The organism is Paraburkholderia tropica, from assembly GCF_914484835.1.
GTDB lineage: Bacteria > Pseudomonadota > Gammaproteobacteria > Burkholderiales > Burkholderiaceae > Paraburkholderia > Paraburkholderia tropica_A.
Window position 1 is genome coordinate 55,666 of the sequence record NZ_CAJZAR010000095.1, and the last position, 19,554, is coordinate 75,219.

Below are 19,554 nucleotides of genomic sequence, written 5' to 3' on the forward strand. Positions count from 1 at the left end.
GCGTCAGCGCAGAAAATCAGCGCCCGCCGCTCACGTCGATCAGCGCGCCGGTCACATACGATGCCGCGTCGCTGATCAGCCAGACGATCGTTTCGGCGACTTCCTCGGCGCTGCCGGGACGGCCGAGCGGCGTTTGCGCGCCGAGCACGGCGGCGCGGTCGGGGCGTCCGCCGCTCGCGTGAATCTCCGTGTCGATGAGGCCGGGGCGCACCGCGTTCACGCGCACGCCCTGCGGCCCGAGTTCCTTTGCGAGGCCGAGCGTCATCGTATCGACGGCGCCTTTCGAGGCCGCGTAATCGACGTACTCGTTCGGCGATCCGAGCCGCGCCGCCGCGGACGACACGTTGACGATCGCGCCGCCGTCGCCGCCACGATCCTTCGACATGCGCCGCGCCGCTTCGCGCGCGCACAGAAACGCGCCGTAGACGTTCACGTCGAACAGGCGCTTCAGACGCTCGGCGCTCATGTCGGCCACCTGGCTCGACGGCGCGACGATGCCCGCGTTGTTCACGAGCGCGTCGATGCGCCCGTAGGCCTGTTCGAGCGTGTCGAACATCGACAGCACGTCCGCTTCGTTCGCCACGTCGCCGCGCACGAGGCGCGCGTGACCGCCCGCGCGGCCCACTTCGGCGGCGGTTTCCTCGGCGGCGGGTTCGTTATGCAGATAGTTGACGCCCACGGTCCAGCCGCGCGCGCCCAGCAGCCGCGCGCACGCGCGGCCGATGCCGCGGCTCGCACCCGTGATCAGGACGACCTTGCCCATCGGTATGTCTCCTTCGGGAAGGCGCGCGGCGCGCGCCGTGGTGTACGTCAGTCGAGTGCGCCGGAAGGGCGCCTTAAACGCGAATTAAGCGCGCGTTAGACGTTTTCGCGCAGCTCGGCCCACTTGTCCTTCGCGGGCGCGTGATAGCGCTGGAGCTTGCCGATCAGCGCCGTGGGATCGCTGTCGAATTGCAGCAGATCGAGGTTGGTCTCGCGCATGAAGCCTTCGCGCACGGTGTGCTGGAGCAGCGCGACGAGCGGATCGTAGAAGCCGTCGATGTTGAGCACGCCGACCGGCTTGTGGTGATAGCCGAGCTGCGCCCACGTGTAGACCTCGAACAGCTCCTCCAGCGTGCCGACGCCGCCGGGCATCGCGACGAAGCCGTCGGAGAGATCGGCCATCATCTTCTTGCGGTGGTGCATGTCGGGCACGACGTGCAGTTCGGTCAGGCCGTTATGGCCCACTTCCTTGTCCACCAGCAATTCGGGGATCACGCCGATCGCGCGGCCGCCTTCGCCCATCACCGTGTCGGCGATGATGCCCATCAGGCCGACCTTGCCGCCGCCGTAGACGAGGCCCAGGTCCGCCGCAACCAGCGCGCGGCCGAACGCGCGGGCCGCGTCGCCATACTTCGGATCGACTCCATTCGAGGAGCCGCAATACACACAGACTGCTTTCATTCGCGGGTTTCCTTGCTGTCCTTGCTGGCCGGTGCGCCGTCGCGCGGCGGCAGATAGTCGTAGAACTCGCGCTTGGGCAGCTTGCCCGAGACGAGATCGTCGAACAGCTGCTTCGCGCGGCCACGCAGATACGGCGCCATCAGCGACACGATCTGCACGCTCACCTGGTGGAGTTCGTCGCGGATCGCTTCCTGGTCGTTGTACTTGCGCGGGTTCATCACGAACTGGTACGACAGCCAGTAAGTCGCGATCACGCCGATATTGGTCGAGATCACGCCGATCTCGGCGGGCGTGGCCACCATCTCGCCGTCTTCCACGAGCTGATCGCAGAACTCCTTCCCGAAGTGCACCTTGTGGCTGATGATCTGCTTGAAGTGCATCTCCAGCGTGCGGTTGCGCGCGAGCAGATCGTTCAGGTCGCGGTACAGGAAGCGGTAGCGCCACGTGAAATCGACCATGTATTGCAGATACGCCCACATCTCGTCGATGGTGGCGCGATGGTCGTCGGGGAAACGCAGACGCTTTTCGATCTCCTGCTCGAACTGGCTGAAGATGCTGTTGATGATGTCGTCTTTGTTGCGGAAGTGGTAGTACAGGTTGCCTGGACTGATCTCCATTTCCTCGGCGATGGTCGTCGTGGTGACGTTCGGCTCGCCGATCTCGTTGAACAGTTTCAACGACAACTCAAGAATCCGTTCGCGTGTACGGCGGGGAGGTTTGGCTTCCATGTCCGGCCCTGAATGTGCGGCGCCGGGCGTGGCGCGCTGCCGCTGATGCGTTGCGTAGTGTGCCCGGTCGCGGTTGGTCTTTTTTAAGACTGTCGTTCGATTATAAACCGACGCTGGGGGCGCAAAACGCACCCGCAAGGAATGGAGAGTAGAGGCGGCGCACGCGTCGCGCAAGGGCGGACGGGGCGTGCGCCTGGATTCGGGCCGGATTCCGTCTGGATTGCGCCTGGATCTGCCCTGGAGTCGGGGCGGATCCGGCGCGGATTCCGTGCAGCTTCAGCGCATCAGCGCGATTGCAGCCAGTGCAGCAGCGACGGGCCGAAGCGCGGCACGAGGATCAAGCCCCACGTCATCACGCAGGTGAGGAGCGCGACCGTGACGGCCGCGCTGCCGAGATCCTTGGCGCGGCCCGAGAGTTCGTTGCGTTCGAGCCCGATGCGGTCGACGGCGTTTTCGATGCTCGAATTGAGCAGTTCGACGATCAGCACCAGCATCACCGAGCCGAGCAGCAGCACGCGCTCGACCGGATCGACGGGCACGAAGATGCCGATCGGCACGAGGATCGCCGCGAGCGTCAGTTCCTGGCGAAACGCGCTTTCCTCGCGGATGGCCGCGCGAAATCCCTTGATCGAATACTTGAGCGCCTTCCAGGCGCGCGTGACGCCGCGATTGCCCTTGTACGGATTGAAGGGCGCGGGCGCGAGCGGATCGTCGGGGCTCAGCGGCTCGTGCAGATGCGCGGGCTCGGGCGGCTCGGGCAGGATCGCGTGGACCTGTGGCTGCGGTGCGCCGGAGGGTTGGGCGGCGTGCGTCGCCTGCGGATCGCGAGGCGCGGAAGACGGCTGCGGCGGGGTCGAGGGACGAGGGGCCATATCAGTGCGAGTGGATGCCGCAGTATCGCACGCATGATTGGCCGTTGCGTCGGAAACGTCTGAGGAAGCGCGCGACGCGGCGCGCGCCGCGCGCGCGTCGCCGTCGTCGTGGGACAGATCGGGTAAATCGGGCAGCGTTTGCACGCCGCCTTCGGCTTCGTCGGCACGGGGTGCGTCGGGGCCGTCCATGGCGTGGGGTCGCTTCATCGCTCGCTTCGCTCCATGCGCTTCGTGCCGGGTGCCGGGTGCCTGGTGCCTGGTTGCCGCGCGGCGCGCTCAGGCCGCCGCGCTGCTTTCCTGCATCGACGCGCGCGGGCGCGGCTTCAGATGCGAGGCGAACTGCTCGGACGCGGCCTGCCACGAGAAGCGCTCGGCCCAGGCGCGCGCCGTCGCGCGGTCGATCTTGAGCGCTTCGAGGCAGGCTTCGCGCAGGTCCTCGTTCATCGAACCGGCGTCGCCGCCGCTGAGCACGTCGATCGGGCCCGTCACCGGATAGGCCGCCACCGGCGTGCCGCAGGCGAGTGCTTCGAGCAGCACGAGGCCGAAGGTATCAGTGCGGCTCGGGAACACGAACACGTCGGCGGCCGCGTAGACCTTCGCCAGCTCGGGCTGGCTCAGCACGCCCAGATAGTTGGCCTGCGGATAGCGCGACTTCAGTTCGGCGAGCGCCGGACCTTCGCCGCAGACCCACTTCGAGCCCGGCAGATCGAGCTTGAGGAAGGCTTCGACGTTCTTCTCCACGGCCACGCGGCCCACGTAGAGGAAGATCGGGCGCGCGGTGTTGAGCACCTTCGAGTCCATCGGATGGAAGATTTCGAGGTCGACGCCGCGCGTCCACAGCACGACGTTGGTGAAGCCGAATTTTTCGAGGTCGGACTTCACGACGGGCGTGGGCGCCATCACCGCGAGCGAGGGCTTGTGGAACCAGCGCAGGAAGCGATAGGTGGCCGACAGCGGAATGCCGAAGCGCGCCTGCACGTACTCGGGAAAGCGCGTGTGATAGGCGGTCGTGAACGGCAGATCGTGGTCGATCGCGTAGCGGCGCGCGGCGAGGCCGAGCGGGCCTTCGGTCGCGATGTGGATCGCGTCGGGGCCGAAGGCGTCGATGCGCTCGCGCAGATGACGACGCGGAAACAGCGAGAGCCGGATTTCCGGGTAGGTCGGGCACGGAATCGTGCGGAATTCGAGCGGCGTGAGCAGTTCGACCTGATGGCCGAGCGCGATCAGCTCGCGCGTGGTGTTCTTGAGCGTGCGGACTACGCCGTTGACCTGCGGCTCCCATGCATCGGTCACGATCATGATTTTCATTGGTCGGAGGCCCTCTGTTGGTGCGGTTGGTGTGGCGTCGGCGCGCCATGGCGGACGAGCGCGGCCGATGCCGTGTCCGAGCCGTTCACGGCGCGCGTGCGCGATGCTGGCGGAAAGCGAAGCGAGGCACGCAGCCCGATGACACGAAGCCCGGCGCGCGTGTTCGTGCGCGCGGGCGGTCGTGCGGATGGAAGGCGGCGGGCGTTCAAGCGGGGCTCGGGGGAAGCGGGCGAGCGGCGGCCGCGCCGGTCAGGCGGCGCTCACGCGCGCCTTGCGGCTGGCGGCTTGCGCCTGCGGCGACTGCATCACCGTCCAGTAGACGATGCGCAATTCGCCATCGAAGGTCTCGACGAGCGCCGACAGACTCTCGACCCAGTCGCCGTCGTTGCAGTACAGCACGCCGTCGATTTCGCGGATCTCGGCCTTGTGGATGTGGCCGCAGACCACGCCGTCACAGCCGCGTCGGCGCGCTTCGTCGGTCATCACGCGCTCGAACGACGAGATGAAGTTCACGGCGTTCTTCACCTGGTGCTTGAGATATTGAGAGAGCGACCAGTACTGGAAACCGAGCTTCGCGCGGATGCGGTTGAACCAGCGGTTCAGTACGAGGATCACGGTATAGGCCGAGTCGCCGAGGTAGGCGAGCCACTTCGCGTGCTGGATCACGCCGTCGAACAGATCGCCGTGCACGACCCACAGGCGCTTGCCGGCGAGCGTCGTGTGGAACGCTTCCTCGCGCACGTGGATGTCGCCGAACGCGAGATTGCAGAACTGGCGCGCGCTCTCGTCGTGATTGCCGGGGATGTAGACGACCTGGGTGCCCTTGCGCGCCTTGCGCAGCACTTTCTGCACGACGTCGTTGTGCGCCTGCGGCCAGAACCAGCCCTTGCGCAGCTGCCAGCCGTCGATGATGTCGCCCACCAGGTACAGGTACTCCGAGTCGTTGTGGCGCAGGAAGTCGAGCAGATAGTTCGCCTGACAGCCGTTGCTGCCGAGGTGGATGTCGGAGAGCCAGATCGTGCGGTAGCGATGCGGGGAGGGGTGATCGTCGTCGTGAGAGTCGGACGACGTGTCGGCCTGAAGGGGCAACGGTGGGGTGGCGAGCGTCGCGGCGCTCGGACCGGAGTGGAAGGCGGCGGAATCGGCGCCCGGGCCGGACGTCTGCCGGAAAAGAGGGGTCGCGGTCGTCTTCTGGGCCATGGCTCACGCGGCAGGTTGCAATGTGCGCATTGCGCCATGTGGCCGTGACCGCGCCGTGACAGTCACAAGAAGGTCTTGTTACGGGGTCCAGGACAGGCGAGCGGCCGGTGGCAAAGGCCGCGCGGGGCCTGGCGTTGCGTCGCCGCGCAGGCTGGCGGCGGCGCGTGCGCCGTGCCGCATGACGTTTCGATGACGTGGTTTGGCGGCAACGCGGCGTCGCGCGCTTGCGGTGGTTTTCCGCATTTTCGCCGCCGCGGGCCTTCCGGTTTCAGCGCGGCACGGCGACGATGCGCGTGCCTGCGAGGCGATCGTGCGGGAACCGGCGTGCGCGATCCAGCCGCGTCGCCGCCGCCCAGAGTGCGAACCAGACGGCTTCGAGCACGAGCGTGTGGGGAATCGTGAGATCGAGCAGCGGATGCAGCACGAGCGGCGGCAGGAACCAGAGCCAGGCGGCCAGATAGCGCAGCGTGGCGCGGCCAATCGTCGGCGGCGCGCCGTCGGGGCCGACGACGCGCATGCGCCAGGTTTTCATCGGCAGCGTCTGCCCGCCGCGATGCCAGCAGCCGACGAAGTACATGCCGGCCACGAGCACGATCCACGCGGACATCGCCCGATGGTAGGTGTAGCCGTTGCGCTGCTGCATGACGAGGCTGAAGGCGAGCCCGGCGATGAAGATCACGCCGAACAGCAGCACGCTTTCGTAGACGAGCGAAGCGAGGCGGCGGCGCAGGGTGACGGGCGAGGCGAGTGGGCTGGAGCCGCCGGAATCCGCGGAGACGGAAACGGGGAGAGCGGGGGAAGCGCGGTCGGTCACGTTGGCGTCGCGGTGTCGGAATGAGGGCGGGACACCGCAAGAATAACCGCGAACGCGGGCAGGACGAAACGCGTGCTAATGCCAGGCGAACGCATGGCGATCGGGTTTGGCGGCGGTGGAGCGCAGTGGCCGAACCGCGCCGAAACGTGCCAATACGCGGCTCAGGAGCCTTTGAACGCGGCGGGCGCTTCGGCGGGCGACACCGGCACCGGCACGGCGGGTTCGAAGCTGCCGGCGGCGGGAATACTGGAGCCGGCGGCCGTAGCCGGGACGCCGTTCTGACCGGACGAGCCCGGTTGCACGGGCAGCGCGGGAGACGGCGCGCCATTGACGCCCGAAGCGCCGGCCGCGGTGCGCGAATGGGCGCGGTGCTCGCGTTCGTTCACGAGGCGCTCGATGTCGCGGATTTCGCTCTTGTTGCCGCTCGGCGGCGCGCTGACGACCGTGCGGCGCTTGCGCTCGCTGGCCGCGAGCTTCGCCTTCTGTTCGTCGGAGAGTTCCTGATACGCCTTCCACGCGCGCTGACGCGCCTGTGGGGGCAGTTCCTTCGAGACCTGATAGTTTTCACGCGCGACGCGGCGCTGCTCGGGCGTCATGCGGACCCATTCGGCCATGCGCTCCTGCAAGCGCTTTTGCGCTTCGGGCGTCATTTTCGGGTAACGTGCGGCGATCCGCAGCCATTTGCGCTTGCGTTCGTCGCTGAAACGGTCCCATTCGCCGGCGAACGGCGCGAGTGCGACGCGCTGTGCGTCGCTCAGGCGCGACCAGGCGAGCGGACTGCCGTTGTCAGGCTGCGGCGCGGCGGCGGGCTCAACGGCGCTGGAGGCGGAGCCGGGCGCGGGCGCGTTCGCCGCGTTGGCGGCTTCCGGCGCGGCGAGCTCGGGATGAAAGCGCGGGTAGGTTGCCGCGTACGACACCAGCGCCGCGACCACAGATCCAATGACAACGGCCAGGCCGCGCTTGTAACTCACCCCGACAATCCCCCGGTTTTTCGTGTTAGTGCGAGCGCGACAGGTACGCGTTGAAGCCGTGATCGAGATAGGCCGTGAGCGGCAGATCGTCGCTCAGCATGGCCGCGTCGATATCGGCGAGTTCCGCAGTACGTTGCTGGTCTTCGAAGTAGGCGATCGCGAAGAGTCCGGCCACCAGCGCGGCGAGCGGCCAGGCGAGCGCGAAGCGCGCGAGCGCCGAACGGCGGCGCGGCGCCGGCAGGCCGCCCGGCACGCCACCGATGGCGCCGACACCCGCGGCGGCCAGCGCCGGCGCGCGCACGAGCACCGGCTCGGCCTTCTTGCGGGCGAGCGCGGCCTTGCGGGCGGCGGACAATCGGACAGTGGTGGCAGAGGGCAGGCTGGCGGCGCTCTCGTCGAGCGCGCGGCGCAGCTCCTGCACGAACTCTAGTTCTTGTTTATCGATAGCGGAGCTCATAGCGTGATTCCTTTGGCCTTGAGCGCCTGAGCCAGCGTGTGCGTGGCCCGCGAGCAGTGCGTTTTCACACTGCCCTCGGAACAGCCCATGGCAGCGGCGGTTTCGGCGACATCCATATCTTCCCAGTAACGCATCAGAAACGCCTCCCGTTGACGTGCTGGCAATTTCTGGATTTCGTCGTCGATGAGCTGGAGGACCTGGGCGCGCTCCATTTGCTGCTCGCTGCTCTCCGCGCCGGGGGAACCCGACTCGGCCTCGAAGGTTTCGAGCGGGTCGAAATCCTCGTCGTCGGCGCCGCTCAGCGAGGAGAACAGGCTCACCCACGTATTGCGTACTTTCTGCCGACGAAAATAGTCGTGCATCGTATTCTGCAGAATACGCTGGAAGAGCAGCGGGAGTTCGGCGGGGGTGCGGTCTCCGTATTTCTCGGCGAGCTTGATCATCGCGTCCTGCACGATGTCGAGCGAGGCGTCGTCGTCGCGCACGGCGTAGACCGTCTGCTTGAACGCGCGTCTTTCGACGCCCGCCAGGAAATCGGCGAGTTCCTTGTCTGATGCCATCCGTTGCAGGGCGCCGCCACCAGCGTACGCGTAATCGTTCGAAAAATGTCGTAAAACTCGCGGATGCTAGCAAATTTTCGCGCCGGCAGGTGAGCCGGCTGTCCGCGCAGCTGTTTCGCGTCAGGCCGGGCGCGGCTTGCGCGGGTGCGGCGGGGATCGTGTCCGGCGCCGCTGCCGCGCACTTTACCCGATCTGGAGCGTGTCGAGGCGTGCAAGTGCCACACTGGCGAATTCGGCACCCGCGCAACGTTTATGCCTGTCTTTCAAAAATGCACGGCGAATCGGCAATAAGCGCTTGACCGAATGCTGTCGAGCCGCTATCTTCGACGGTTCGCAACATAAGTGACTGTCTCAATTGAGATGAGCCCAAGAAGCCCATCTGTCAACTGGACGCGCCGCTTGAACCCGAGCCACAAGCCCGGCAGAGAGCACCCGATCAATTTTTTGCCGAAAATTCGAAAGGTGAATGAATGAACATGCCTAGCGCGGAATTCTCCACGTCGGTCCCCCCCTCGCAAGAATCTGACCCTCAAGCTCACAACTCCATCGGCGGAACCGTGCTGATGAAGGCGCTCGCCGACGAGCAGGTCGAATTCATCTGGGGTTATCCCGGCGGCTCGGTGCTCTACATTTACGACGAGCTGTACAAGCAGGACAAAATCCAGCACGTTCTCGTGCGCCACGAACAGGCAGCCGTGCACGCGGCCGACGCCTATGCGCGTTCGACCGGCAACGTCGGCGTGTGTCTCGTGACCTCGGGTCCTGGCGTCACCAACGCGGTGACCGGCATCGCAACGGCCTACATGGATTCGATCCCGATGGTGATCATCAGCGGCCAGGTGCCGACTGCTGCCATCGGTCAAGATGCGTTCCAGGAGTGCGATACGGTCGGCATCACGCGTCCCTGCGTGAAGCACAACTTCCTCGTGAAGGACGTGCGCGACCTCGCCGCCACCGTCAAGAAAGCTTTCTACATTGCGCGCACCGGCCGTCCCGGCCCTGTGCTGATCGACATTCCGAAGGACGTGTCGAAGACGCCGTGCGCGTATGAACCGGTCAAGAGCGTGTCGCTGCGCTCGTATAACCCGGTCACCAAGGGCCATTCGGGGCAGATCCGCAAGGCGGTTTCGCTGCTCCTCTCGGCCAAGCGTCCGTACATCTACACCGGCGGCGGCATCATCCTCGCGGATGCGTCGCGCGAACTGAACCAGTTCGCCGACCTGCTCGGCTATCCGGTCACGAACACGCTGATGGGTCTGGGCGGCTATCGCGCGAGCGACCGCAAGTTCCTCGGCATGCTCGGCATGCACGGCACCTACGAAGCCAACATGGCGATGCAGCACTGCGACGTGCTGATCGCGATCGGCGCGCGCTTCGACGACCGCGTGATCGGCGACCCGGCGCACTTCGCGTCGCGTCCGCGCAAGATCATTCACATCGACATCGACCCCTCGTCGATCTCGAAGCGCGTGAAGGTCGATATCCCCATCGTCGGCGACGTCAAGGAAGTGCTCAAGGAGCTCATCGAGCAGCTTCAGCACGCCGAACACGGTCCCGATACGGCGGCTCTGGCCGACTGGTGGAAGGACATCGAAGGCTGGCGTGAAAAGAACTGCCTGAAGTTCGACCGTTCGAGCGAGATCATCAAGCCGCAGTACGTGGTCGAAAAGGCGTGGGAACTCACGGGCGGCAACGCCTTCGTGTGTTCGGACGTCGGCCAGCACCAGATGTGGGCCGCGCAGTTCTACCGCTTCAACCAGCCGCGCCGCTGGATCAACTCCGGTGGTCTCGGCACGATGGGCTTCGGCCTGCCGGCGGCGATGGGCGTGAAGATGGCCCACCCCGACGACGATGTGCTGTGCATCACGGGCGAAGGCTCGATCCAGATGTGCATTCAGGAGCTGTCGACCTGCAAGCAGTACGACACGCCCGTGAAGATCATTTCGCTGAACAACCGCTACCTCGGCATGGTCCGCCAGTGGCAGCAGATTGAATACAGCAAGCGCTATTCGCATTCGTACATGGATGCGCTGCCTGACTTCGTGAAGCTCGCCGAAGCGTTCGGCCACGTCGGCATGCGGATCGAAAAGACGGCCGATGTGGAGCCGGCGCTCAAAGAAGCGCTGCGCCTGAAGGACCGCACGGTGTTCCTCGATTTCCAGACCGACCCTTCCGAAAACGTCTGGCCGATGGTTCAGGCCGGCAAGGGCATCACCGAGATGCTGCTCGGCTCGGAAGACCTGTAACGGTATTTGCACGGCGCCGTTCCAACCCCGCGCGGCGCGCGTCCACACAACGGGCGCGCGGGTTCGCGGGGAAGGGCGGCAGTCACGCTCAACTGGATAAATCGCGGATCACATCATGAGACACATCATTTCCGTTCTGCTGGAAAACGAGCCGGGCGCGCTGTCGCGCGTCGTCGGACTCTTCTCCGCACGCGGCTACAACATTGAAACCTTGACGGTGGCGCCGACCGAAGACCGTTCGCTGTCGCGCATGACCATCGTTTCCATTGGCTCGGACGACGTGATCGAACAGATCACGAAGCATCTGAACCGCCTGATCGAGGTGGTGAAAGTGGTCGACCTTACCGAGGGCGCCCACATCGAGCGCGAGCTAATGCTGATCAAGGTAAGGGCGGTCGGCAAGGAACGTGAGGAGATGAAGCGGATGGCGGATATTTTCCGTGGCCGCATCATCGACGTCACCGAAAAGACCTACACGATCGAACTGACGGGTGCGAGCGACAAGCTCGACGCGTTCATCGAGGCGCTCGACGCCACCGCGATTCTCGAAACCGTCCGCACGGGCGGCTCGGGCATCGGGCGCGGAGAGCGCATTCTGAAGGTGTGACCCGACTCAGTCGATCTTGCACCGAAACTTGACCGGATGCGTTTTTGATCGCATCCGGTGCAGCAAAGCTAATAGCAGTACCGAAATTCACCAGACTCTCGCCAAGGAACCAACATGAAAGTTTTCTACGACAAGGACGCCGATCTCTCCCTCATCAAGGGCAAGCAGGTCACGATCATCGGTTACGGCTCGCAAGGCCACGCACACGCGCTGAACCTGAAAGACAGCGGCGTGAACGTCACCGTCGGTCTGCGCAAGAACGGCGCATCGTGGAGCAAGGCTGAGAACGCCGGCCTCCAGGTCAAGGAAGTGGCCGAAGCGGTGAAGAGCGCCGACGTCGTCATGATGCTGCTGCCGGACGAGCAGATCGCCGACGTCTACGCGAAGGAAGTCCACGCGAACATCAAGAACGGCGCAGCCCTCGCATTCGCGCACGGCTTCAACGTTCACTACGGCGCTGTGATCCCGCGTGCGGATCTGGACGTCATCATGATCGCGCCGAAGGCTCCGGGCCACACGGTTCGCGGTACGTACTCGCAAGGCGGCGGCGTGCCCCACCTGATCGCTGTCCACCAGGACAAGTCGGGCGCAGCACGTGACATCGCCCTGTCGTACGCAGCAGCGAACGGCGGCGGCCGTGCCGGCATCATCGAAACGAACTTCCGCGAAGAAACCGAAACCGACCTGTTCGGCGAACAAGCCGTGCTGTGCGGCGGTACGGTCGAGCTGATCAAGGCTGGCTTCGAAACGCTGGTGGAAGCGGGCTACGCGCCGGAAATGGCGTACTTCGAGTGCCTGCACGAACTGAAGCTGATCGTCGACCTGATCTATGAAGGCGGCATCGCCAACATGAACTACTCGATCTCGAACAACGCCGAATACGGCGAATACGTGACGGGCCCGCGCGTCGTCACGGCAGAGACGAAGAAGGTCATGAAGGACGTCCTCAAGGACATCCAGACCGGCGAATACGCCAAGAGCTTCATCCTGGAAAACAAGGCCGGCGCACCGACGCTGCAATCGCGCCGCCGCCTGGGCGCCGAGCACCAGATCGAAACGGTCGGTGCAAAGCTGCGCGCGATGATGCCGTGGATCGCCGCAAACAAGCTCGTCGACCAGTCGAAGAACTAATCTGACGGACTGAGTACGACCTCGCGTGCGGTTTTGCGCCGCTTCGCGACAACGAGTACCAACAAAAGCCGCCCAGGTGGGACGAACCCTGGGCGGCTTTTGCTATCCTACGGTTTTTAGTGCGACACGCACGCTCGTGTCCGTCAGCCCCACGTTACGGGGCATCGACTAGAGGGTTATTGAAACGGCCTTGGCCGGATCACCATGCCCTCCGCAGGCGGCCTCCTTGTGGGCCGCAATTTTGAGAAGTAGACGTGCTCTTCATGAGCACGCTTTTTAGTGAAAGCGGGACTCGGTGCAGTTGGCCGATTACCGCATTGCATTGACCTGATTACCGTCAGGTCCCGCCCAGTCAGCGGCTTCATCTCCGCCGACAGGGTGGGGTGATGTTTGCAATTCCTGCGCCGTCAGGCAACGGAGTCGCTAGACGATACGAGCGAAAGTTCGGTGTGTCATTGTTCGAACTCACTGGCATTACAGGTGAGTAGCGAACCTGCTGTACGACCAGCAGTAGCCTAGGAAGACATGCGTCACTGGCAACGGTGGGGTGTGAAGCTCTTCTGACAATGTAGCCCCCGGAAGTTCGGGCGGATGACTGTCGCGAGACAGTCGTCCGGAGACTCCAAGCAGCGCAGGGGTCGAGGAGCTAGGCTGGCTGATATGGTTAACGTATGTGAACTGCTGATAAACCTCGTAAGTAGGACGGTGCCAAAGCTGCTGACAGGCATCAACCAAACGGTGTGCGGTCGGATAGCCCGCTTGAAATTCGGGTTACGTCGTCGGAGACCGCCGGGGGATAGGCAGAACCTAAGTCGGTCGTGTGACATGCCGGGAACGTGGTAAGCCTGTATGGTCGCCAGTGCAGCATGGCTGGCAGGCGAACCGTGAGGAACGCTGTGGATTGTGCAGGTATGGGATGACGGAGAAAGCGAAAGCCGGGTTGTAACGATCCGGATAGGGGTTGAGACATTACCCCACGCGAAAGCGGGCAGACTTCCGTCTGGTCTACCGTCGCAAGATGGCTGACTGACCCCTTAGCAAAAAGTGAAACTGCCGGGCTTCCGGATCGGCAGTGATGTTCTTATCCCAAGCGGGAGCAAAGCGCTCCCGTAAGGGACGTGTTGCTCTCCGCGGAGGATCACTTCTTCGACTAGGAGAGCAGCATGAGAGTATCTGTCCGTAAGGATGGGTCTGCGCTTTCCCACGCGCCGGACAACTGGTACGCCGTAGATTGGCGGCGGGTTGAACGGAATGTGAGAGGGATGCAGGTTCGAATTGCGAAGGCGACGCGGGAAGGCAACTGGCGCAAAGGGAGAGCTTTGCAAAGGATGCTGACTCGCACGTTGTCCGCAAAGCTGTACGCGGTACGACGTGTTACGCAGAACCAAGGTGCGCGGACGGCGGGAGTCGATCGCGAACTGTGGGATTCGCCTGAGAGCCGATGGGAAGCTGTCGGCAAATTGAAGCGGCGTGGATATAAGCCTCTGCCCTTACGCAGAGTCTTTATCCCTAAGGCCAATGGGAAGGAACGCCCTCTGGGCATTCCGACCATGCGGGACAGAGCGATGCAAGCTCTGTATCTGCTGGCCTTGGAGCCAGTGGCAGAGTCCACGAGCGACCCGAACTCGTATGGGTTCAGAATCAATCGCTCCACGGCTGACGCCATGTCACAGATATTTGTTGCCATGTCCCAGAAGGGCTCCGCCCGATGGGTATTGGAGGCGGATATCAAGGGATGCTTCGATTACATCAGTCACGACTGGTTGATAAGCCATGTCCTTATGGACAAGGAAATCCTCCGGAAGTGGCTGAAGGCTGGTTTGATTTACAAAGGCCAGCTACAGGCGACAGAGGCCGGTACGCCGCAGGGAGGCATCATCTCCCCGACGTTGGCTAACGTGACGCTGAACGGACTGGAGCGAGAACTGATTGCGCAACTAGTTGCGAAATTCGGGATCGCGAAGGCGAAGAAGCTGAAGGTAAATGTGGTGCGGTACGCGGATGACTTCGTGATTACCGGCGACTCGCGAGAGGTGCTGGAGCGTGAAGTCAGACCTTGGGTGGAAGCATTCCTCGCGGTACGAGGCTTGCGGCTCTCTGAGGAGAAAACGCGCATCGCGCATATTGACGAAGGCTTCGACTTCCTAGGGTGGAATTTCCGGAAGTACTCGGGAAAGCTACTCATCAAACCGAGCAAGAAGAACGCGCAAGCGTTCTATCGCAAGGTATCGGAGACGATCAGCGGCAATAAGACGGTGCGGCAGGAGGATTTGATCCAACTGCTGAACCCGATGCTACGAGGTTGGGCGCAGTATCACAGCCGCGTGGTGGCCAAGCAGGCGTACTCCCGCATGGAGTCTCTAGTCTTTCGGAGACTCTGGTGGTGGTCGAAACGGCGACATCCGAACAAGGGTGCTGGCTGGGTGCGAAAGAAGTACTTCCACTCAGACGGCGACCGCGCGTGGATCTTTGCTGTTCCCGTGGTTCGAGACGATGGCAGTAAAGGCCTGAACGAGTTGTATCAGCTGCGCGATACATCAATCAGGCGGCACAGGAAGATCAAAGGCGACTTCAATCCCTTTGATCCTGAGTGGGAGCAGTATGGCGAGCAGTTGCGTCAGGCACGCATGGAAGGATCAATGCGGCACCGGAAGCAATGGGTATCGCTGTACATGTCGCAGGGCGGTTTATGTGCGCACTGTGGCGGTGCTTTGACGAAGGAGACGGGCTGGCACAACCATCACCTGGAATATCGGGTGCATGGGGGTTCTGATGCTCTGTTCAACCGAGTGCTACTACATCCCGACTGTCACCGGCAGGTGCATGTAGGTAAAATTGCGCTAACTAAGCCGGCCCGGTCATAAGACTGGGCTTTGATCGTAGATTGGAGCCGTATGCGGGGAAACTCGCACGTACGGTTCTTAGGGGGCTCTCTTTCCGCGAGGAAGGGGGGCTACCCTCCAAATAACAGCGAAGCCACCATGAATTACCCTCATCCGATCATCGCGCGCGAAGGCTGGCCGTTCATCGCCATTGCGGCCGTCGTGGCGCTCTTGATCCATGCGGTCGCAGGCTTCGGACTCGCATGGCCGTTCTGGCTGATCCTGATCTTCGTCGTCCAGTTCTTCCGCGATCCGCCGCGCCCGATTCCCACCCAGGCCAACGCCGTCCTGTGCCCCGCTGACGGCCGCATCGTCGCCGTGGAAACCGCGCACGACCCGTATGCCAACCGTGAAGCGCTGAAGATCAGCGTGTTCATGAACGTCTTCAATGTCCATTCGCAACGCTCGCCCGTCGACGGCGCTGTCGCGAAGGTCGAATATTTCCCGGGCGCGTACCTGAACGCCGCCATCGACAAGGCGTCGACCGAGAACGAACGCAACGCCGTCGTGCTGACGATGGCCGACGGCACGACCGTCACCTCGGTGCAGATCGCCGGCCTGATCGCCCGCCGCATTCTTTGCTACGTGCGCGCAGGCGAGCCGCTCTCGCGCGGCCAGCGCTACGGCTTCATCCGCTTCGGCTCGCGCGTCGACGTGTATCTGCCGGTGGGTAGCCGTCCGCGCGTGTCGATCGGCGAGAAGGTGTCCGCCTCGTCGACGATCCTCGCCGAATTGCCGACCCAATCGGCATAAGGAGGGCAGGTATGGCCGGATTCAAACCGCGTCGTCCCCGCAATCCCGCTGGCGGCCCGCTGCCGCGCCCGTTTCGCCGCAACAAGGCGGTTCAGGAGCAGGTCGGCGTGGCGGCGAGCCGTCGTGCCGCGCGCCAGGATTTCCTGAAGAAGCGCGGCATTTATCTGCTGCCCAATGCGTTCACGACCGCCGCGCTGTTCTGCGGCTTCTTCGCGGTCGTGCAGGCGATGAACGTGCGCTTCGAAGTGGCGGCGATCGCCATTTTCGTCGCGATGGTGCTCGACGGCATGGACGGGCGCGTCGCGCGCATGACGCACTCGCAGAGCGCGTTCGGCGAGCAGTTCGACAGCCTGTCGGACATGGTGTCGTTCGGCGTCGCGCCGGCGCTCGTGATGTACGAGTGGGTGCTCAAGGATCTCGGGCGCTGGGGCTGGCTCGCGGCCTTCGTCTACTGCTCGGGCGCGGCGCTGCGGCTCGCGCGCTTCAACACCAACATCGGTTCGGTGGACAAGCGCTTCTTCCAGGGCCTGCCGAGCCCGGCCGCCGCGGCGCTGATCGCCGGTTTCGTCTGGCTCGCGACCGATAACCGCGTGCCGGTGAAGCTGTCGTGGCTGCCGTGGGTCGCCTTCGTCCTGACGATTTACGCGGGCGTGACGATGGTGTCGAACGCGCCGTTCTACAGCGGCAAGGCGCTCGACGTGCGGCATCGCGTGCCGTTCGCGGCCACGCTGCTCGTGGTGGTGGCGTTCGTGCTGGTGTCGTCGGATCCGCCGCTGATGCTGTTCGGCCTGTTCGTGCTCTACGGTCTCTCGGGCTATGTGTTCTGGGCGTACCAGGGCCTGCGCGGGCGCGCCAATCCGGCGCGGTCGTCGCCGCGCGAGCGCTAGGGAGCGCCGGGGTGGGCGGTTTTTTCCGCCGGATACACGTTGAAAGGGCCACGCGCGAGCGCGGCCCTTTTTCTTTTTCCGACGCCAGGTCGGTGGCTGGCGTGCACTGGTCGTATCGGATTGCGCTATCGCCGGTTTCCGGCTATAGTCAGCTGATGGACACCATCCAGTTCCCCCTCTTTTCCCTTCAAGCCGGCGCGCTGCTAAGCACGCTAGCGCTAGCGCGCCTGCCGCGCTGATCTCGCTCGCCCTCCGTAAGCCTCGTTCATTGTCAGCGTCGCCATCGGTGGCGCGAACACCCAAAATCCGTTTTTAGACACTGAACAAGTCCCCCCCGGAGACCCAAAATGGCAGCAGACAAGCTCATCATTTTCGATACGACGTTGCGTGACGGCGAGCAGTCGCCCGGTGCGTCGATGACGAAGGAAGAGAAAATCCGCATCGCGAAGCAGCTCGAGCGGATGAAGGTCGACATCATCGAAGCGGGCTTCGCGGCCAGCTCGAACGGCGACTTCGACGCGATCCACACGATCGCCGGCATGATCAAGGACAGCACGATCTGCTCGCTCGCACGTGCGAACGACAAGGACATCCGGCGCGCCGCCGACGCGCTCAAGCCCGCCGACCATTTCCGCATTCACACCTTCATCGCCACGTCGCCGCTGCACATGGAGAAGAAGCTGCGCATGTCGCCGGAACAGGTGCTCGAACAGGCGAAGCTGTCGGTGCGTTTCGCGCGCAAGTTCACCAACGACGTGGAGTTCTCGCCGGAAGACGGCAGCCGCTCGGACATGGACTTCCTGTGCCGCGTGCTCGAAGCCGTCATCAACGAAGGCGCGACCACGATCAATATCGCCGATACGGTCGGCTACGGCGTGCCGGAACTCTACGGCAACCTCGTGAAGACGCTGCGCGAGCGCATTCCGAACTCGGACAAGGCGGTGTTCTCGGTGCATTGCCATAACGACCTCGGCATGGCCGTGGCGAACTCGCTGGCCGGCGTGCAGATCGGTGGCGCGCGTCAGGTCGAGTGCACGATCAACGGTCTCGGCGAGCGCGCGGGCAATACCTCGCTCGAAGAAATCGTCATGGCCGTGAAGACCCGCAAGGACTACTTCGGCCTCGACCTCGGCATCGACACGACGCAGATCGTGCCGGCCTCGAAGCTCGTCTCGCAGATCACCGGTTTCGTGGTGCAGCCGAACAAGGCGGTGGTGGGCGCGAACGCGTTCGCGCACGCGTCGGGCATTCACCAGGATGGCGTGCTCAAGGCGCGCGACACCTACGAAATCATGCGCGCGGAAGATGTGGGCTGGACCGCGAACAAGATCGTGCTCGGCAAGCTCTCGGGCCGCAACGCGTTCAAGCAGCGTCTCCAGGAACTCGGCGTGCAGCTCGAAAGCGAAGCCGAACTCAACAGCGCGTTCGCCCGCTTCAAGGAACTCGCCGACCGCAAGTCGGAGATTTTCGACGAAGACATCATGGCGATCGTCACCGAGGAATCGGCCGAGCAGCAAGAGAAGGAACACTACAAGTTCATCGCGCTCTCGCAGCGTTCGGAAACCGGTGAGCGCCCGCATGCACGCATCGTGTTCTCGGCGGACGGTTCGGAAGTCACGGGCGAAGCCGCGGGCAACGGCCCGGTCGACGCGACCTTCAACGCGATCGAAACCGAAGTGGGCAGCGGCTCGGAACTGCTGCTTTACTCGGTGAACGCGATCACGACCGGCACGCAGGCGCAGGGCGAAGTGACGGTGCGTCTGTCGAAGGGCGGCCGCATCGTGAACGGCGTGGGCACGGACCCGGACATCGTCGCGGCATCGGCCAAGGCGTATATCTCGGCGCTCAACAAGCTCTACTCGTCGGACACGAACAAGCTCAATCCGCAGCTGTCGTAAGCGCTTGAGCGGCGCGTCGCTGCGTGCGGCGCGCGCCAATGAAAAACCCCCGCGTTCGCGAGAGCGCGGGGGTTTTGTTTTGCGGCTCGCTGATCGGACCCGGTCGGATCAGCCCGGTCGGATCAGAAATGGGCGCGCACATCCGGATCGTGCAGCGGATCGGGCGTTTTCTGCGTGAGGCGCAGGATGCCCTGATCGTCGAAATAGAAGCTGTAGAGCATGTACCAGACGCCGTCTTCCAGATAGCGGTAAGTCCACGCTTCTTTCTTCATCAGCGGGAAATAGGCGGTTTCGACCGGGCGGCCGAAGTTCACGAGCACATCGGTGCGGGTCCATTTGCCGATCTCGGCCTTGTAGAACTCGTTCGGCTGCAGCACCTGGCGCACGTTGACGACCTTGCCGTTCTTGTCGATGTCGGCGGCCGTGGTGACTTCGCCCATCGGCTGCGTCGGCCACATCAGGCGCTTGCCGCCGTCGGGCAAATCGTAGACTTCGCGCGGCTGGCCGAAGCGGGCGATCACGGCCTGGGCGTCGTCGCCCGCGTGGAACTGTTGCCACGGCTGCGCGCAGCCCGCGAGCGCGAGCGCGCCGAGGCCCGCGAGCAGGGCGCGGCGCGGCGCGAGTGGAATCCGGTGCGTCAGTGCGGCTCGTGTGCTCAGTGCGCTGAGCGTGGAGAAAAGGCGGTCGAACATGGGGACTCCCCGAGGGCGCCGTCGCGGCGGCGCGCGCGCAAGCTGCGCTGCGCCGTGCGTGATGGAGCCGAATATGGAACCGTTATTTTGACACGTCGCGATGAC

At 64.0% G+C, this 19,554-nt stretch carries 18 protein-coding genes; 7 read left to right on the forward strand and 11 right to left on the reverse strand.

Features of this window, described 5'->3' with window-relative positions; translation table 11 throughout:
• Positions 1-16 precede the first annotated feature (16 nt).
• The 10 genes from LDO54_RS34835 to LDO54_RS34880 form a co-directional block, all read right to left on the reverse strand.
• Positions 17-763 (reverse strand): SDR family oxidoreductase, encoded by a 747-nt coding sequence (locus LDO54_RS34835; RefSeq protein WP_224016979.1) that lies wholly within the window; start codon positions 761-763, stop codon positions 17-19.
• A 95-nt stretch (positions 764-858) separates the two neighbouring features.
• Positions 859-1,443 (reverse strand): TIGR00730 family Rossman fold protein, encoded by a 585-nt coding sequence (locus LDO54_RS34840; RefSeq protein ID WP_224016981.1) that lies wholly within the window; start codon positions 1,441-1,443, stop codon positions 859-861.
• Positions 1,440-2,171 carry a TetR/AcrR family transcriptional regulator gene (locus LDO54_RS34845; RefSeq protein ID WP_224016984.1) on the reverse strand — a complete coding sequence of 244 codons (732 nt, stop codon included), beginning with the start codon at positions 2,169-2,171 and terminating at the stop codon, positions 1,440-1,442. Before LDO54_RS34845 ends, LDO54_RS34840 begins: the two co-directional genes overlap by 4 nt.
• Positions 2,172-2,455: 284 nt before the next feature.
• Positions 2,456-3,250, reverse strand: coding sequence for a diacylglycerol kinase (locus tag LDO54_RS34850; RefSeq protein WP_224016987.1), 795 nt, complete (start codon positions 3,248-3,250; stop codon positions 2,456-2,458).
• A gap of 69 nt (positions 3,251-3,319) precedes the next feature.
• Positions 3,320-4,351 (reverse strand): glycosyltransferase family 4 protein, encoded by a 1,032-nt coding sequence (locus tag LDO54_RS34855; RefSeq protein WP_224016999.1) that lies wholly within the window; start codon positions 4,349-4,351, stop codon positions 3,320-3,322.
• A 249-nt stretch (positions 4,352-4,600) separates the two neighbouring features.
• The gene (locus tag LDO54_RS34860; RefSeq protein ID WP_224017001.1) at positions 4,601-5,551 is read right to left on the reverse strand and encodes a UDP-2,3-diacylglucosamine diphosphatase; all 951 of its coding nucleotides are present in this window, start codon (positions 5,549-5,551) and stop codon (positions 4,601-4,603) included.
• A gap of 268 nt (positions 5,552-5,819) precedes the next feature.
• Positions 5,820-6,365, reverse strand: coding sequence for an RDD family protein (locus LDO54_RS34865; protein ID WP_224017003.1), 546 nt, complete (start codon positions 6,363-6,365; stop codon positions 5,820-5,822).
• Between the two features lie 161 nt (positions 6,366-6,526).
• Positions 6,527-7,336 (reverse strand): DUF3106 domain-containing protein, encoded by an 810-nt coding sequence (locus tag LDO54_RS34870; protein ID WP_224017005.1) that lies wholly within the window; start codon positions 7,334-7,336, stop codon positions 6,527-6,529.
• Between the two features lie 25 nt (positions 7,337-7,361).
• Positions 7,362-7,793, reverse strand: a complete 432-nt coding sequence (locus tag LDO54_RS34875) for a DUF3619 family protein (RefSeq protein WP_224017007.1) — start codon at positions 7,791-7,793, stop codon at positions 7,362-7,364.
• Positions 7,790-8,353 (reverse strand): RNA polymerase sigma factor, encoded by a 564-nt coding sequence (locus tag LDO54_RS34880; protein ID WP_224017009.1) that lies wholly within the window; start codon positions 8,351-8,353, stop codon positions 7,790-7,792. The genes LDO54_RS34875 and LDO54_RS34880 overlap by 4 nt, the downstream gene beginning before the upstream one ends.
• Before the next feature lie 470 nt (positions 8,354-8,823).
• On the opposite strand from LDO54_RS34880, the gene LDO54_RS34885 reads away from it, so the two are divergent.
• The 7 genes from LDO54_RS34885 to LDO54_RS34915 all read left to right on the forward strand — a co-directional run bounded on the left by LDO54_RS34885 (position 8,824) and on the right by LDO54_RS34915 (position 18,757).
• On the forward strand, positions 8,824-10,599 hold the full coding sequence (locus tag LDO54_RS34885) for an acetolactate synthase 3 catalytic subunit (protein WP_224017012.1): 1,776 nt from the start codon (positions 8,824-8,826) through the stop codon (positions 10,597-10,599).
• A 115-nt stretch (positions 10,600-10,714) separates the two neighbouring features.
• On the forward strand, positions 10,715-11,206 hold the full coding sequence (gene ilvN / locus LDO54_RS34890) for an acetolactate synthase small subunit (protein WP_091998307.1): 492 nt from the start codon (positions 10,715-10,717) through the stop codon (positions 11,204-11,206).
• Positions 11,207-11,320: 114 nt separating this feature from the next.
• Positions 11,321-12,337 (forward strand): ketol-acid reductoisomerase, encoded by a 1,017-nt coding sequence (gene ilvC / locus LDO54_RS34895; RefSeq protein ID WP_028218528.1) that lies wholly within the window; start codon positions 11,321-11,323, stop codon positions 12,335-12,337.
• Between the two features lie 1,163 nt (positions 12,338-13,500).
• Positions 13,501-15,201: a group II intron reverse transcriptase/maturase gene (gene ltrA / locus LDO54_RS34900; protein WP_224017013.1), complete on the forward strand. Its 1,701-nt coding sequence runs from the start codon at positions 13,501-13,503 to the stop codon at positions 15,199-15,201.
• 117 nt (positions 15,202-15,318) lie between these two features.
• Entirely contained in the window at positions 15,319-15,972 is a 654-nt protein-coding gene (locus LDO54_RS34905) for a phosphatidylserine decarboxylase (protein ID WP_035534386.1), read from the forward strand.
• Between the two features lie 11 nt (positions 15,973-15,983).
• Positions 15,984-16,859: a CDP-diacylglycerol--serine O-phosphatidyltransferase gene (gene pssA / locus LDO54_RS34910; protein ID WP_224017015.1), complete on the forward strand. Its 876-nt coding sequence runs from the start codon at positions 15,984-15,986 to the stop codon at positions 16,857-16,859.
• A gap of 347 nt (positions 16,860-17,206) precedes the next feature.
• Positions 17,207-18,757 carry a 2-isopropylmalate synthase gene (locus LDO54_RS34915; RefSeq protein ID WP_224017017.1) on the forward strand — a complete coding sequence of 517 codons (1,551 nt, stop codon included), beginning with the start codon at positions 17,207-17,209 and terminating at the stop codon, positions 18,755-18,757.
• A 122-nt stretch (positions 18,758-18,879) separates the two neighbouring features.
• Here the strand turns inward: LDO54_RS34915 and LDO54_RS34920 are convergent, their stop codons facing one another.
• Positions 18,880-19,449: a hypothetical protein gene (locus LDO54_RS34920; protein WP_224017019.1), complete on the reverse strand. Its 570-nt coding sequence runs from the start codon at positions 19,447-19,449 to the stop codon at positions 18,880-18,882.
• Positions 19,450-19,554: the final 105 nt, after the last annotated feature.

Bases quoted from the DNA above. Each gene is read 5' to 3' on its own strand.
- LDO54_RS34920 (WP_224017019.1), bottom strand. From the start codon at position 19,449: ATGTTCGACCGCCTTTTCTCCACGCTCAGCGCACTGAGCACACGAGCC.
- LDO54_RS34875 (WP_224017007.1), bottom strand. From the start codon at position 7,793: ATGAGCTCCGCTATCGATAAACAAGAACTAGAGTTCGTGCAGGAGCTG.
- LDO54_RS34850 (WP_224016987.1), bottom strand. From the start codon at position 3,250: ATGAAGCGACCCCACGCCATGGACGGCCCCGACGCACCCCGTGCCGAC.
- LDO54_RS34835 (WP_224016979.1), bottom strand. From the start codon at position 763: ATGGGCAAGGTCGTCCTGATCACGGGTGCGAGCCGCGGCATCGGCCGC.
- LDO54_RS34905 (WP_035534386.1), top strand. From the start codon at position 15,319: ATGAATTACCCTCATCCGATCATCGCGCGCGAAGGCTGGCCGTTCATC.
- LDO54_RS34880 (WP_224017009.1), bottom strand. From the start codon at position 8,353: ATGGCATCAGACAAGGAACTCGCCGATTTCCTGGCGGGCGTCGAAAGA.
- LDO54_RS34840 (WP_224016981.1), bottom strand. From the start codon at position 1,443: ATGAAAGCAGTCTGTGTGTATTGCGGCTCCTCGAATGGAGTCGATCCG.
- LDO54_RS34845 (WP_224016984.1), bottom strand. From the start codon at position 2,171: ATGGAAGCCAAACCTCCCCGCCGTACACGCGAACGGATTCTTGAGTTG.
- ltrA (WP_224017013.1), top strand. From the start codon at position 13,501: ATGAGAGTATCTGTCCGTAAGGATGGGTCTGCGCTTTCCCACGCGCCG.
- LDO54_RS34855 (WP_224016999.1), bottom strand. From the start codon at position 4,351: ATGAAAATCATGATCGTGACCGATGCATGGGAGCCGCAGGTCAACGGC.
- ilvC (WP_028218528.1), top strand. From the start codon at position 11,321: ATGAAAGTTTTCTACGACAAGGACGCCGATCTCTCCCTCATCAAGGGC.
- LDO54_RS34915 (WP_224017017.1), top strand. From the start codon at position 17,207: ATGGCAGCAGACAAGCTCATCATTTTCGATACGACGTTGCGTGACGGC.
- ilvN (WP_091998307.1), top strand. From the start codon at position 10,715: ATGAGACACATCATTTCCGTTCTGCTGGAAAACGAGCCGGGCGCGCTG.
- LDO54_RS34885 (WP_224017012.1), top strand. From the start codon at position 8,824: ATGAACATGCCTAGCGCGGAATTCTCCACGTCGGTCCCCCCCTCGCAA.
- pssA (WP_224017015.1), top strand. From the start codon at position 15,984: ATGGCCGGATTCAAACCGCGTCGTCCCCGCAATCCCGCTGGCGGCCCG.
- LDO54_RS34860 (WP_224017001.1), bottom strand. From the start codon at position 5,551: ATGGCCCAGAAGACGACCGCGACCCCTCTTTTCCGGCAGACGTCCGGC.